The 13,389-nt window shown below is 67.7% G+C and carries 10 protein-coding genes and 1 tRNA gene; 3 read left to right on the top strand and 8 right to left on the bottom strand.

What is annotated here, in order from left to right; genetic code table 11:
- Positions 1–87 precede the first annotated feature (87 nt).
- The 6 genes from MT490_RS10115 to MT490_RS10090 all read right to left on the bottom strand — a co-directional run bounded on the left by MT490_RS10115 (position 88) and on the right by MT490_RS10090 (position 8,010).
- Positions 88–984 (bottom strand): PhzF family phenazine biosynthesis protein, encoded by an 897-nt coding sequence (locus MT490_RS10115; protein ID WP_297386773.1) that lies wholly within the window; start codon positions 982–984, stop codon positions 88–90.
- A 16-nt stretch (positions 985–1,000) separates the two neighbouring features.
- Positions 1,001–1,885, bottom strand: a complete 885-nt coding sequence (locus MT490_RS10110; RefSeq protein WP_297386770.1) for an acyl-CoA thioesterase II — start codon at positions 1,883–1,885, stop codon at positions 1,001–1,003.
- A 147-nt stretch (positions 1,886–2,032) separates the two neighbouring features.
- Positions 2,033–3,142, bottom strand: a complete 1,110-nt coding sequence (locus tag MT490_RS10105; protein WP_297386768.1) for an acyl-CoA dehydrogenase — start codon at positions 3,140–3,142, stop codon at positions 2,033–2,035.
- Between the two features lie 98 nt (positions 3,143–3,240).
- Positions 3,241–4,398 (bottom strand): acyl-CoA dehydrogenase family protein, encoded by a 1,158-nt coding sequence (locus MT490_RS10100; protein WP_297386767.1) that lies wholly within the window; start codon positions 4,396–4,398, stop codon positions 3,241–3,243.
- Between the two features lie 145 nt (positions 4,399–4,543).
- On the bottom strand, positions 4,544–6,571 hold the full coding sequence (locus MT490_RS10095; RefSeq protein ID WP_297386764.1) for a 3-hydroxyacyl-CoA dehydrogenase NAD-binding domain-containing protein: 2,028 nt from the start codon (positions 6,569–6,571) through the stop codon (positions 4,544–4,546).
- Positions 6,572–6,786: 215 nt separating this feature from the next.
- A complete protein-coding gene (locus MT490_RS10090) occupies positions 6,787–8,010 on the bottom strand; it encodes a serine hydrolase domain-containing protein (RefSeq protein ID WP_297386762.1) in 1,224 nt (407 codons plus the stop codon).
- Positions 8,011–8,215: 205 nt separating this feature from the next.
- Between MT490_RS10090 and MT490_RS10085 the strand changes: the two genes are divergently transcribed.
- Positions 8,216–9,919: a class I adenylate-forming enzyme family protein gene (locus tag MT490_RS10085; RefSeq protein WP_297387040.1), complete on the top strand. Its 1,704-nt coding sequence runs from the start codon at positions 8,216–8,218 to the stop codon at positions 9,917–9,919.
- Between the two features lie 133 nt (positions 9,920–10,052).
- On the opposite strand, the gene MT490_RS10080 is transcribed toward MT490_RS10085, so the two are convergent.
- Together MT490_RS10080 and MT490_RS10075 are read right to left on the bottom strand one after the other, a co-directional pair.
- The gene (locus tag MT490_RS10080; RefSeq protein ID WP_297386760.1) at positions 10,053–10,340 is read right to left on the bottom strand and encodes a GIY-YIG nuclease family protein; all 288 of its coding nucleotides are present in this window, start codon (positions 10,338–10,340) and stop codon (positions 10,053–10,055) included.
- A 20-nt stretch (positions 10,341–10,360) separates the two neighbouring features.
- Positions 10,361–11,851 carry a glycerol kinase gene (locus MT490_RS10075; protein ID WP_297386757.1) on the bottom strand — a complete coding sequence of 497 codons (1,491 nt, stop codon included), beginning with the start codon at positions 11,849–11,851 and terminating at the stop codon, positions 10,361–10,363.
- A 191-nt stretch (positions 11,852–12,042) separates the two neighbouring features.
- Between MT490_RS10075 and MT490_RS10070 the strand changes: the two genes are divergently transcribed.
- On the top strand, positions 12,043–13,179 hold the full coding sequence (locus tag MT490_RS10070) for an AI-2E family transporter (RefSeq protein ID WP_297387038.1): 1,137 nt from the start codon (positions 12,043–12,045) through the stop codon (positions 13,177–13,179).
- Positions 13,180–13,223: 44 nt separating this feature from the next.
- Positions 13,224–13,300: transfer RNA gene (locus tag MT490_RS10065), tRNA-Asp, on the top strand.
- The last annotated feature ends 89 nt before the right edge of the window (positions 13,301–13,389 follow it).

Genomic DNA, 13,389 nt, shown 5'->3' with positions numbered 1-13,389 from the left:
GTCATCCCGGCGAAAGCCGGGACCTCAGGCCGCGAGCGACATGTCTGTGGAACGAGACCCCGGCTTTCGCCGGGGTGACGGCTAGGATCAAAGCGTCGCTTCGCCGCGCAGGACCGGCACGCAGCTTCCGCCGACGCTGGCGCGGATGCTTCCGTCGGCCGTGCGCCAGGCGCGGACGGCGAGGGTGCTCGGGCGGCCCATCTCGACGCCCTGGGTCACTTCGTAGCTGATCTGGTCATATTCGGTGAAGAACAGCAGCAGTGCGCCGAGTGCGGCGTTGGCGCTGCCGGTCGCGGGATCTTCCCAGGTGCCGGACAGCGGCGAGAACATGCGCGCGCGGACCTGGTTGCCGTCGCGGGAATAGAGGAAGACCGAGAGCCGGTCGCCCGCGCCGAGATGCTCTTCCGCAACCTGGCGGTAGGTGGCGATGTCGGGCAGCGCGCGGGAGAGGGCGTCGGCGGTCACTTCGACCAGGACGAAATCGACCCCGACGCTGGCGCGGGTGGGGACATGGACATTGGTGACGAGGTCCGCAACCGAGAGGCCGATGCACGGCGCGATCGCCTCGGCGGGCAGGGTGCCGAGGACCTGGAGCGGCTGCGGCGCGTCGATCTCGGCGCCGGTCGGGCGGCCCTCGGCGTCGCGCGCGATACGGATTTCGACGAGCCCGGCGATCTCCTCGAAGCGAAGCACGTCACCGGCTTCGGGGCGCAGACCGGCGAGGACATAGCCGGTGCCGACATTGGGATGGCCGGCGAAAGGCATCTCGGCGGTGCGATGGAAGATGCGGACGCGGGCTGTATTCGCGGGATCGGAGGGCGGGAGGACGAAGGTCGTCTCGCTATAGTTCATCTCGGCGGCGAGCGCCTGCATCTCGGCGTCGCTCAGCCCCTCGGCGGCGGTGAACACCGCGAGCGGATTGCCGCCGAAGCGGGTGTCGGTGAACACGTCGAGCGTGACATAGGGGAAGGTGCGCGTCGTCATGCGACGCTCTCTGCCTTTACTCGCGGTCGTTGCGCAAGCGGATCAGCCCCTCCTGCGCGACGCTGGCGACCAATCGGCCGTCGCGGGCGTAGATCCTGCCGCGGTTGAAGCCGCGCGCGTGACCGGCCCAGGGGCTGTCGGTGGTGTAGAGCAGCCATTCGTCGAAGCGGAACGGCTCGTGCAGCCAGATCGCATGGTCGAGGCTGGCGGTCTGGACATCGCCGGTCATCCAGCTGACGCCGTGCGGCAGCAGGCAGGTGCCGAGCAGGGTCATGTCGCTGGCATAGGCTAGCATCGCACGGTGGAGCGCGAGATCGTCGGGGAGCGGGGCGACGACGCGGAACCAGCTATGCTGGTGCGGATCCATCCTGTCGGGGGCGAACCAGTTGCGCGGATTGACCGGGCGGATCTCGATCGGGCGGGCACGCAGGAAGAAGCGGCGGAACTTCTCGGGGACCTGATCGCGGATTTCCTCGCGCAGCTCGCGTTCGGAGCGCAGGCTTTCCGGATCGGGGACGTCGGGCATTGCGTCCTGGTGGTTCAGCCCCTCGGACGGCGTCTGAAAACTTGCCGTCATGTTGAGGATCGGCTTGCCCTTCTGCATCGCGATGACGCGGCGATTGGCGAAGCTGCGGCCCTCGAAATCGCGGACGACGCGGTAGACTATCGGGTGGTTCTCGTCGCCGGGGCGCATGAAATAGGCGTGGAGCGAGTGAGCGATCCTGTTGCCCTCTACCGAGCGCTGCGCCGCCTGGAGCGCCTGCGCGATGACCTGCCCGCCGAACACGCGGCCGACCCCGCCCGGCTGGCGCGGGCCGCGATAGAGATCGGTGTCGATCTCCTCGACGTCGAGGAGCGTGGTGAGCTGGGTTACGAGGTCGGCGGGGGTGGGTTCAGGCATGATTTCCCCCCAAGCCGTCATCCCCGCGAAAGCGGGGACCCATCTCCGGCACATGCCGCGTGCATAACAGCCGTTGTATCTCGTTGCCTCTGCACGAGATGGGTCCCCGCTTTCGCGGGGATGACGATGGATAGGGCAGGGGTGCCATCAATATCCCGCCGCCTGCGCCAGCGCGTCGGCGTGGAAATTGGTGTCGCCGAACAGTTCGGCGAGGACGCGGGCGCGCTTCATGTAGAAGCCGATATCATATTCGTCGGTCATGCCGATGCCGCCGTGCATCTGTATGCCCTCCTGCACCGCGAGCATGGTGGCGAGGCCGGTCATCGCCTTGGCGACCGAGACGGCGTCGGCGGCGCCTTCATCGCCAGCGTCGAGCAATTGCTGCGCCTTGAGCACCGCGGCGCGAGCGACTTCCATCTCGCTGTAGAGATGCGCGGCGCGGTGCTGGAGCGCCTGGAAGCTGCCGATTACCTGGCCGAACTGTTTTCGTTCCTTGAGATAGGCGACGGTCATGTCCATCGCGCCGCCGCCGACGCCGAGCAACTCGGCCGAGGCGCCGGTACGGCCGGCAGAGAGGATGCGGGCGAGGGAGGCGTCGCCCTGGTCGACTTCGCCGACCACGGCATCGGCATCGACCTCGACGCCGTCGAAGGTGAGGCGTGCGGCGAGACTGGCATCGGCGAGGCGCTGGGGATCGGCGGCGAGGCCGCTGGCGTCGGTGGGAACGGCGAAGAGCGTGGTGCCGTGATCGGTCGCCGCGGCGACGAGGACCAGATCGGCGACATGGCCGTGCGCGACGAACTGCTTGGCGCCGGTGAGGCGGAAGCCGTTGCCCGAACGCTCGGCCTGCATCGCGATCTTGCCGTCATGCTTGGCGCGCTCGTCGATAGCGAGCGCGGCGACGGTCTCGCCGGCGAGGATGCCGGGGAACCAGCGTGCGGCGTGCGGCGTGCCCTTGAGCGCCTCCACCGCGGCGACGGCGGTGGTGAGGAACGGCGAGGGCGAGAGGTTGCGGCCGATCTCCTCGAGCACCACGCCCGCCTCGACATGGCCGAGGCCGAGGCCGTTGTCGGTCTCGGGGATGAGGATGCCGGTGAGGCCGAGCTCGGCGAAGGATTTCCACAGCTCGCGGCTGAAGCCGGTGGCGTCGTCGGCGTCGCGTAGGCTCCGCATGTGGCTGACAGGCGCGTGCTCGGCGACGAAGTCGCGCGCGGTGTCGCGGAGCATTGCCTGTTCGTCGGTGAGATAGAGGGGCATTTTCTTCTTCCTTCGTCATCCCGGCGAAAGCCGGGACCTCTTGCCTCAGGCGTCGCGCTCGCGGCCTGAGATCCCGGCTTTCGCCGGGATGACGGTTGTTAGCTCGGCAAATCCAGGATCCGCTTGGCGATGATGTTGAGCTGGATCTCGCTGGTCCCGCCTTCGATCGAATTGGCCTTGGTGCGCAGCCAGGCGCGGGGCGCGGCGCCGTGGTGCGAGGCCTCGCTTTCCCATTCGAGCGTGTCCGATCCGCCCGCCGCCATGATCAGCTCGTGGCGGGCCTTGTTCAGCTCGGTGCCGTAATACTTCATCATTGAGGGCTGGGCGGGGTGCGCCTTGCCGGCCTTGAGCTCGTCGATGAAGCGCTCGGACATCGCCGCGAACGCCTTGGACCGCACTTCGAACAATGCGATCTGGGCGCGCAGGATCGGGTCGACGCCCTTGCGTGCGGCCTCGACCAGCGGGTCCGCGCCGCGGCTGCCGAGGCCCATGCCCGAGATCATCTCGCGCTCGTGGCCGAGCAGGTACTTGGCGACGTCCCAGCCCTTGTTCTCGTCATGGACGCGATTGGCCTTGGGGACCTTCACATTGTCGAAAAAGGTCTCGCAGAAGGGCGAATAGCCGCTGATCAGCAGGATAGGCTTGGTCGACACGCCTTCGCTGGCCATGTCGAACAGCACGAAGCTGATGCCGCCCTGCTTGGTGGTCTTCTCGGTGCGGACGAGGCAGAAGATCCAGTCGGCCTGGTCGGCATAGCTGGTCCAGACCTTCTGGCCGTTGACGATATAGTGGTCGCCGGCGTCATCGGCGGAGGTGGCGAGCCCGGCGAGGTCGGAGCCGGCATTGGGCTCGCTATAGCCCTGGCACCAGCGGATCTCGCCGCGGGCGATCCTGGGTAGATGTTCGATCTTCTGCGCCTCGGTGCCGTATTTGAGCAAAGCCGGCCCGAGCATCGAGATGCCGAAGCTGTTGAGCGGATTGCGGCATTTGAGCCGCGCCATCTCCTCGCGGAGGATCTTGGTCTCGGCCGGGCTCAGGCCGCCGCCGCCATAGGCCTTGGGCCAATCGGGCACGGTCCAGCCGCGCGCGCCCATCCGGTCCATCCAGAGCTTCTGGTCCGGATGCGCGTAGACGGGGTTGCGGCCGCCCCAGGTGGCGTCCTTCTCGCTACGCATCGGGGTGCGCATGGAGGGCGGGCAGTTCTCCTCCAGCCAGGCGCGGGTTTCGATGCGGAAGGTTTCAAGATCCTCTGCCATTTTCCTCTCCTGAACCTCCCCCGGAGGGGGAGGGGGACCGCGAAGCGGTGGAGGGGTAGTCTCCGCGGGCTTTGCCGCTTGTGGCGCACTACCCTCCGTCAGCCTGCGGCTGCCACCTCCCCCTCCGGGGGAGGATTGGGTCACTTCACTTGCCGAACTTCTCGCCCTTTTCCGCCTTCTCGCGGAGCAGCGGAGCGACTTCGAAGCCGTATTTCTCGAGGCCTTCGACGATCTTCTTGAGGCCCTCGGTGTCGGCCCAGAACATCGGGCCGCCGCGATAGGGGGGCCAGCCATAGCCGTAGACCCAGACCACATCGATATCGGACGCGCGCTGGGCCATGCCCTCGGCGAGGATCAGCGCGCCCTCGTTGACCATGGTGTAGAGCGTGCGGACGACGATCTCCTCCTCGGTGACCTCGTGCTGGGCGACGCCGAGCTTGCCGCGCCATTCCTCGATGATCTCGGCCACGCGGGCGCTGTTCGAGGGCTGACGCTTCTCGTCGTAATCGTAATAGCCGGCGCCCTTCTTCTGGCCCCAGCGGCCCTCGGCGGCGAGCGCGTCGCGGACATTCTCGATGCGGTTCGGATCGCGGTGCCAGCCGATGTCGACGCCGGCGAGGTCGGCCATCTGGAACGGGCCCATCGGCATGCCGAAGGCGACATGGACCTTGTCGATCTGCTCGGGGGTGGCCCCCTCCATGAGCAGCTTGTTCGCCTCGATCTGGCGCGGCATCAGCATGCGGTTGCCGATGAAGCCGTAGCAGACGCCCGCGATGACGGCGACCTTCCTGATCTTCTTCGAGAGCGCCATCGCGGTCGCGAGCACGTCGTCGGCGGTCTTGGCGCCGCGGACGATCTCGAGCAGCTTCATGACGTTGGCTGGCGAGAAGAAGTGCAGGCCGAGCACGTCCTGCGGACGGCTCGTCACCGCGGCGATCTCGTCGATGTTGAGGTAGGAGGTGTTCGAGGCGAGGATCGCGCCGGGCTTGGCGATCTTGTCGAGCCGGCCGAACACGTCCTTCTTGACGTCCATGCTCTCATAGACCGCCTCGATGATCAGGTCGCACTCGGCGAGATCATCGAAGTTGAGGGTCGGCTTGAGCAGTCCCATCGCGCCTTCGACCTGCTCGGCGGTCATGCGGCCCTTGGCGGCGGTGGCCTCGTAATTCTTGCGGATCGTGGCCGTGCCGCGGTCGAGCGCTTCCTGCGCCATCTCGACGATGGTCACGGGCACGCCGGCCGAGAGGAAGTTCATCGAGATGCCGCCGCCCATCGTGCCGGCGCCGATCACGCCGACGCGCTTGATGTCGCGGAGCTGGATGTCCTCGGCGATGCCGTCGATCTTGGCGGCCTTGCGCTCGGCGAAGAAGATGTGGCGCAGCGCGGCGGACTGGGTGCCCATGATCAGCTTCATGAAGCCCATGCGCTCGGCCTGGACGCCCTCGGCATAGGGCTTGCCGGCGGTCTGCTCGATCAGGTCGATGATCGTCGCGGGGGCGTCGAGGCCGCGGAAGCGCTTGGCGTTGGTTTTCCGATAGGCCTCGAACACCGCGGGATCGACGGTGACGGGACGCTCGGACGAGCGCGAGACGGGCTTGCCGATGACTTCCTGCGCGAAGGCGACGGCGTCGGCGAGGAGATTGCCCTCGGTCGCGAGGCGATCGACGAGGCCCACTGCCTTGGCCTGCTCGGCCGAGATCGGGTCGCCCTTGGTGGCGAGATCGAGCGCGGTCTCGACGCCCGCGACGCGCGGCATGCGCTGGGTGCCGCCGGCGCCGGGGAGGATGCCGAGTTTGACCTCGGGCAGGCCGAACTTCGCCGAGGGGACGGCGATGCGATAGTGCGAGGCGAGCGCGACTTCGCAGCCGCCGCCGAGCGCGGTGCCGTGGACCGCGGCGATCACCGGCTTGTCGAGCGCCTCGATCTGATCGACCAGCACGGGAAGCGAGGGCTCCTGCATCGCCTTGCCGAACTCGGTGATGTCGGCGCCGGCGAAGAAGGTCTTGCCCGCGGCGATGATCACGACGGCCTTGATGCTGGCGTCGCCCTTCGCTTCTTCGATCCCGGCCTGGAGGCCCTGGCGGACGGCGGCGCCGAGCGCGTTCACCGGCGGATTGTCCGACGTGAGGATCAGGACGTCGCCCTGGCGGCTGATGGTGATGGGGGAGGTCATTTTGGTCTCCAGTTATTGGTTCACGCGAAGGCGCGAAGAAGAAGGTGAGTTCGCGCAGAGGCGCGGAGGGCGCAGAGATTGCGGACCTCGCGGTGCACGATCGCGCCGCGTCAGCGGCAGGATATCTCGCGGCGCGGAGACGAGGGCCGCTGGCGCGGCGGAATGCCCTCCGCGCCCTCTGCGCCTCTGCGCGAACAAGGAAGCCTTCCCGCGCATCAGCCCTCCAGCGCCGAATATATGAGGGTCTTGAGCTCGCGGCGGATCGGGTAGCGCATCGAAGGGCTGAGCTGGGTCATGAACACCATGTGGATGCGCTCTACTGGATCGATGAAGAAGGCGGTCGAGAACATACCGCCCCAATAATATTCGCCTACTGACCCGGGTATCAGTGTCTTCCCGACATCGGTGGTGACCGCGAAGCCGAGGCCGAAGCCGGTGCCGGCATTGGTGGTCTCGCTGAACAAGGACCGCGACAGGGTGGCGAGGTCCGAACTGCCGGGGAGGTGGTTCATCGTCATCAGCGCGATCGTCTTGGGACTGACGAGGCGAACCCCGTCGAGCGCACCGCCGTTCAGGCACATCGTGCAGAAGCGGTGATAGTCGAGCGCGGTCGAGACCAGCCCGCCGCCGCCCGAGACGAGCCGAGGGAAGCGCGACCAGGCTGAAGCTTCGCCGCGATCGTAGAGGACGCGCTTGCCGCTCTCGTCGAGCGTCCAGCAATCGGCGAGGCGATCGATCTTGTCCGCGGGCACCTGGAAGAAGGTGTCGGCCATGCCGAGCGGCTCGAAGATGCGCGTCGCGAGGAAGCGGTCGAGCGCCATGCCCGACACCCGCTCGACCACGGCGCCGAGCACGTCGGTGGAGACCGAATAATTCCATTCCTCGCCGGGGGAGAATTCGAGCGGCAGCTTGCCCAGGGCCACGACGAATTCGTCGAGCGTCAGGTTGCCGTGCCAATTTTCCATCTTCGACTCGCGATAGGCGGCGTCGACATTGGTGCGGTTCTGGAAACTGTAGGTAAGCCCCGAGGTGTGGCGGAGCAGGTCGATCATCCGCATCGGCTCGGCGGTCGGCCTGGTGGCGAACGGCGCGCCGCCCCCGCCGCCGGCATAGACGCCCGCGCCCTTCAGTTCGGGCAGGACATGGTGGACCGGGGTGTCGAGCGCGACCTTCGCCTCCTCGACCAGCATCATGAAGGCGAGGCTGGTGATCGGCTTGGTCATCGAGGCGATGCGGAACAAAGTGCCTTCGTCGACCGACGCGCCGCCGTCGCGCGCGGCGCCCTGGTGCGAGAAATGGACGATCTCGCCGTCGCGGGCGAGCAACAGCTGGGCGTGGGGCAGCTTGCCCGAGTCGAGATAGCGCTCGCGCACGAACGCATCGATCCGCGCGAGCCGCGAGGCGTCGAATCCGTAGCGTCCGGGCCGTGTCATGTGCATCGCGAGCGGCATACCTCCCATTCGAATCCGGTCAGATGCGCCTGATCCGCGGCGCGCTTCCCCTATTGCCTTGAGCGCGACATGAATCAACACTAACGTTGTTTCCGGTTGGGTCGCGATGCCCAAACCCAACATTCAGAAAAGCGAATGGAGACCCTGCTTGGCCACCGATCCGATCGTCCCGCTGGACCCCGCCTGGCCCAGGATGTCGCTGGAGCAGACCAAGGCGCTGCTGACCGCGCCCGGCGCGAAGTTCGAGATGGAGACCGTGGAGATAGGCGGCGTGCCGACTCGCGTCTGGAAGAACGCACCGCCTTCGCTGCGCGTGCTGGCGCAGATGGTGCGGGCCTATGGCGCGCGCACCTTCACCGTCTATGAGGACGAACGCGTCACCTTCGAGGCGAATTACCGCGCGACCGCGCATATCGCGCGCAAGCTGGTCGAGATGGGCGTGCGGAAGGGCGACCGCGTCGCGCTGGCGATGCGCAACCTGCCCGAATGGCCGGCGATCTTCTTCGCGGGCGTGAGCATCGGCGCGATCATGGTGCCGCTCAACGCCTGGTGGACCGGCGGCGAGCTCGAATATGCTATGAAGGATTCGGGCGCCAAGCTGCTGTTCGTCGACGGCGAGCGGCACGAGCGGCTCAAGCATTGCTACGACCAGATGCCCGATCTCGCGCAAGTGGTAGTGAGCCGGGCCAAGGGAGCGCTCGACGCGCCCGCGATCGCTCTGGAGGCGCTGATCGGAACTGCCGGCGAATGGGGCGCGCTCGACGATGTCGGCTTTCCCGACGCCCAGGTGGCGCCGGACGACGATGCGACGATCTTCTACACCAGCGGCACGACCGGCAGTCCCAAGGGAGCGCTCGGCACGCATCGCAACTTCGTCACCAACATCATGTCGAGCGCCTATGTCTCGGCGCGGACGATGCTGCGCCGGGGCGAGACGCCGCCGGCGATGCCCGAGCCCAAGGTGATGCTGCTCGTCATCCCGCTGTTCCACGTCACCGCCTGCTCGGCGGCGATGATGGGGGCGATCGCCTCCGGATCGACCCTGGTGTTCATGCGCAAATGGGATCCCGAGCTGGCGATGGAGATCATCCAGCGCGAGAAGGTCAACGTCACGGGCGGGGTACCGACGATCGCGTGGCAATTGCTCGAGCATCCGGCGCGCGCCAAGTACGACCTGTCGAGCCTCGATACGATCGGCTATGGCGGCGCACCCTCGGCGCCCGAGCTGGTGAAGCGCATCCACCAGGAATTCGGCGCGCTGCCCGGCAATGGCTGGGGGATGACCGAGACCACCGCCACCGTGACGACGCACTCGGGCGAGGACTATCTGAGCCGGCCGACCAGCGCCGGGCCGCCCGTCGCGACCGCCGACCTCAGGATCATGTCGGTGGAGGGCGACCGCGAGCTGCCGCTGGGCGAGGTGGGCGAGCTCTGGGCACGCGGACCGATGGTGGTGAAGGGCTATTGGAACAAGCCCGAGGCGACCGCGGAGACCTTCGTCCAGGGCTGGGTGCGCACCGGCGACCTCGCGCGGCTCGACGAGGACGGCTTCCTCTACATCGTCGACCGCGCCAAGGACATCATCATCCGCGGCGGCGAGAACATCTATTCGAGCGAAGTCGAGGACGTGCTCTACGCGCATCCCGCGGTGACCGACTGCGCGCTGGTGGGGGTGCCGCACAAGACGCTGGGCGAGGAGCCCGCGGCGGTGGTCCACCTGGCGCCGGGCAAGAGCGCGACCGAGGCCGAGCTGCAGGACTGGGTGCGCGCGCGGCTGGCGGGGTTCAAGGTGCCGGTGCGGGTGCGTTTCGTGAAGGATGTGCTGCCGCGAAATGCCAATGGGAAGATATTGAAGACCGACCTGCGGGCGCTGTTTGCGGGGGAGGCGGCGGCTTAAGGGGGCGCACCCCCACCGTCGTCACCCCCGCGAAAGCGGGGCCCCATCTCCCGCACTCTCCCCAACCCACCACCGTGGTATTCGCGGCAAGGCCAGGAGATGGGCCCCACTTTCGCGGGGGTGACGGTTGGGTTTAGCGGTTGAGGTCGTAGAACAAGTCGCGCCAGTCGGGATTTACGCTCTCGATCAGCGCCACCTTCCACGCGCGGTTCCATTTCTTGATCCGCTTTTCGCGCACGATCGCGTCTTCGATGCGGTCATGCTGTTCGACATAGACCAGGCGAAACGCTGAGTGCTTGGCTGCGAAGCGGCTGCCGGTGCCTTCGCGATGCTCTACGGTGCGGCGGGAAATTTCATTGGTCACGCCGGTGTACAGTGTGCCGTTCTTGCGGTTGGTCACTATGTAGACGTAGCCGCCCATCGCTGCCCTCTCGCGCCCGCCTAATCCGGGAGATGGGCCCCCGCTTTCGCGCGGGTGACGATGTTTTGGACAGCTTGCGCCCAGCCCGCGAGGCGCTGCTCGCGCGCATCGGCATCCAGCTTAGGCTCGAACGTCGAGCCCGGACCACGCATCCTGGCCGCTTCCTCCAGCCCGCTGAACAGTCCGCGTCCCACGCCCGCCAGCATCGCCGCGCCCAGCGCGGTAGTCTCGGCGAAGTCGGGGCGGTCGACGGGCACGCCGAGGATGTCGGCGAGGTCCTGCGCCAGCCAGTCGTTGGCGATCATGCCGCCGTCGACGCGCAGGCGTGCCCAATCGGCGCCGTCGGCGGCGAAGGCGGTCTTCAGGTCGTGGCTCTGGTGCGCCATCGACTCGAGCGCGGCGCGGACGATGTGCGCGCGAGTGCTGGAGAAGCTGAGGCCCGAGATCGCGGCGCGGGCGTCGGGCTCCCACCAGGGGGCGCCGAGGCCGCTCAGCGCGGGGACGAGGTAGACGCCCCCATTGTCAGGGACCGAGCGGGCGAGCGCCTCGCTCTCGGGCGCGGTCTCGATCAGGCCGACCGAGTCGCGCAGCCACTGGAGCAGGCTGCCCGCGACGAACACCGAGCCCTCGATCGCATAGGTGCGGCGGCCGCCGAGCTGCCAGAGCACCGTCGCGAGCAGGCGATGCTTCGAGGCGGGCGGGGCGGTGCCGGCGTTGGTGAGGACGAAGGCGCCGGTGCCGTAGGTCGCCTTGGTCTCGCCCTTGGCGAAGCAGGCCTGGCCGATCGTCGCCGATTGCTGGTCGCCGGCGAGGCCGCAGATCGGGATCGCGCCGCCGAACAAGGTAGTGGTGCCGAACTGCCCGGCGCAGTCGACGATTTCGGGGAGGGCGGCGCGGGGAGCGGAGAACATGTCGAGCAGGCCGTCGTTCCAGCCGCCTGCACCGAGGCTCATCAGCAAGGTGCGCGAGGCGTTGGTGGCGTCGGTGACGTGGAGGCCTCCAGTGAGCTTCCAGACCAGCCAGCTCTCGACCGTGCCGATCGCGAGGCGATCCCCGGCGTCGCGGAGCTGCGGCCAGTTCGCCATCGCCCAGGCGATCTTGGTGCCCGAGAAATAGGGATCGAGCAGCAGGCCGGTGCGGGCCTGTACGCCCGGCTCCTCGCCCGCCTCACGCCACTCGCGGCACATCGCGGCGGTGCGGCGGTCCTGCCAGACGATCGCGGGGGCGAGCGGCTCGCCGGTCTGCCGGTCCCAGAAAACGATCGTCTCGCGCTGGTTGGTGATTCCGATCGCGGCGACGGCGTCAGGGCCGCCAGCCTGGTCGACCATGGCCTGGGCGCAGGCGAGGGTATGGCTCCAGATCTCGGCGGCGTCATGCTCGACCAGGCCGGGAGCGGGATAATGCTGGGTGAGCGCGGCGGCCCGGCTGCCGAGGCACTTGCCCGAGGGCGCGAACAGCATCGCGCGGGTGGAGGTCGTGCCCTCGTCCAGGACCAGCAGGAGTTCGCCCATACGGGCCAGCCTAGCCGGCTTCGCGGCGCGCGCAACCGCACGTTGCTCCCGCCCCGCGCGCCTCCTACAAGCGGCGGGAAGGAGTGTTGAGGGTGGAGGAGCAACCCGGAGTGATGGGTGGGGGCGCAAGCGACGAGGGCATGCCGCTCGATACGCCGCGCGAGCCGGTTTCGTCGGAGCCGCAGGAGAGCATGGGCGACGGGCTCAAGCGCGACCGGCTGATGGCCGCGCTGGCGCTGATGATCGGCATCGGCTTGCTCTTTCTCATTCCCTTCGCGCTCAAGGAGGGATCGCCCTTCTTCCTGCCGCTCACCGCGGCGCTGGTGGTCGCGATCGCGCTGGTGCCGATGCTCGAATGGCTCGAGCGGCACCGTCTGCCCGCGCCGCTGGCGGCGTTCGTCTGCGTGCTGCTCTTCCTGACGGCGGCGAACATCGCGCTGGCGTCGATCGTCGTGCCCGCCTGGCAATGGATGCAGCGGCTGCCCGAGAGCATCCCGCAGATCCAGCACAATCTCGAGCCGCTGATTCGCTTCTATTCGAACCTCGAGCGATTCGTGGACAGGACGCTGACCAACTTCGCCGCGGCCCCGGCGCGCCAGCCCGAGACGATCGCGGTGCCGCCGCCGCGCTCGCTGCTCGACCTGTTCACCACCTCGGCGCCCTCGGCGCTGATCGAGATGTTCTTCGCGATCCTGGTGATCTACTTCTTCCTCTCGGGCTGGACGCGGCTGCGGCGCAACGCGATCACGCGGCGCTCGAGCTTCGGCGGCGCGATGGCGACCGCGCGGGTGATCCAGGACGTCGTGGACGACACTTCGGCCTATCTGGGCACGATCACGCTGATCAACGTCACCCTGGGGCTGATCGTGGCGGGCGCGCTCTGGGCGATCGGCATGCCCACGCCGCTGATGTGGGGCGGCATCGTCGCGTTGCTCAACTACATCCCGTATATCGGACCGGTCCTGTCGGCGCTGCTGCTCGCGGTAGGCGGGCTGATGAGCTTCCCCGACATCTGGTGGGCGCTGTTGCCCGCGGCGCTGATGATCGGGGCGCACCTGATCGAGGCCAATCTGGTCACGCCGCTGATCGTGGGACACCGCCTGACGATCAGCCCGATCCTCATCCTCGTCTCGCTGAGCTTCTGGGGCTGGGTATGGGGCACGCCGGGGGCGCTGCTCGCGGTGCCGCTGCTGATCATCATCCAGACCGTGCTCAACGCCGCAGGGAAGCCCGACATCGCGGGATTCCTGTTCGAACACGGCACGCTGATCAGCCATCCCGGCGAGACGCACACCCATCGTCGACAAAGTCGCGACCAATCCGGTTGACACCCCCGAAAGCCGGGGTTAGTGGCCGCCTCCTCGCTTCGAGAGCGGGTGTAGCTCAGTTGGTTAGAGCGCCGGCCTGTCACGCCGGAGGTCGCGGGTTCGAGCCCCGTCACTCGCGCCATGCGGGATCCCTCCAGGGACCCCTATGGTCAACCGAAGCGCTTTCCATAGTGCGGCATGCGTCGCCCCGCCTGGTATCTGCGGGTGTAG

This window comes from Sphingomonas sp. (assembly GCF_026460985.1).
Lineage (GTDB): Bacteria > Pseudomonadota > Alphaproteobacteria > Sphingomonadales > Sphingomonadaceae > Sphingomonas.
The sequence above is the reverse complement of the archived record's forward strand: the minus strand, read 5'-3'. Positions and strand labels throughout refer to the sequence as shown.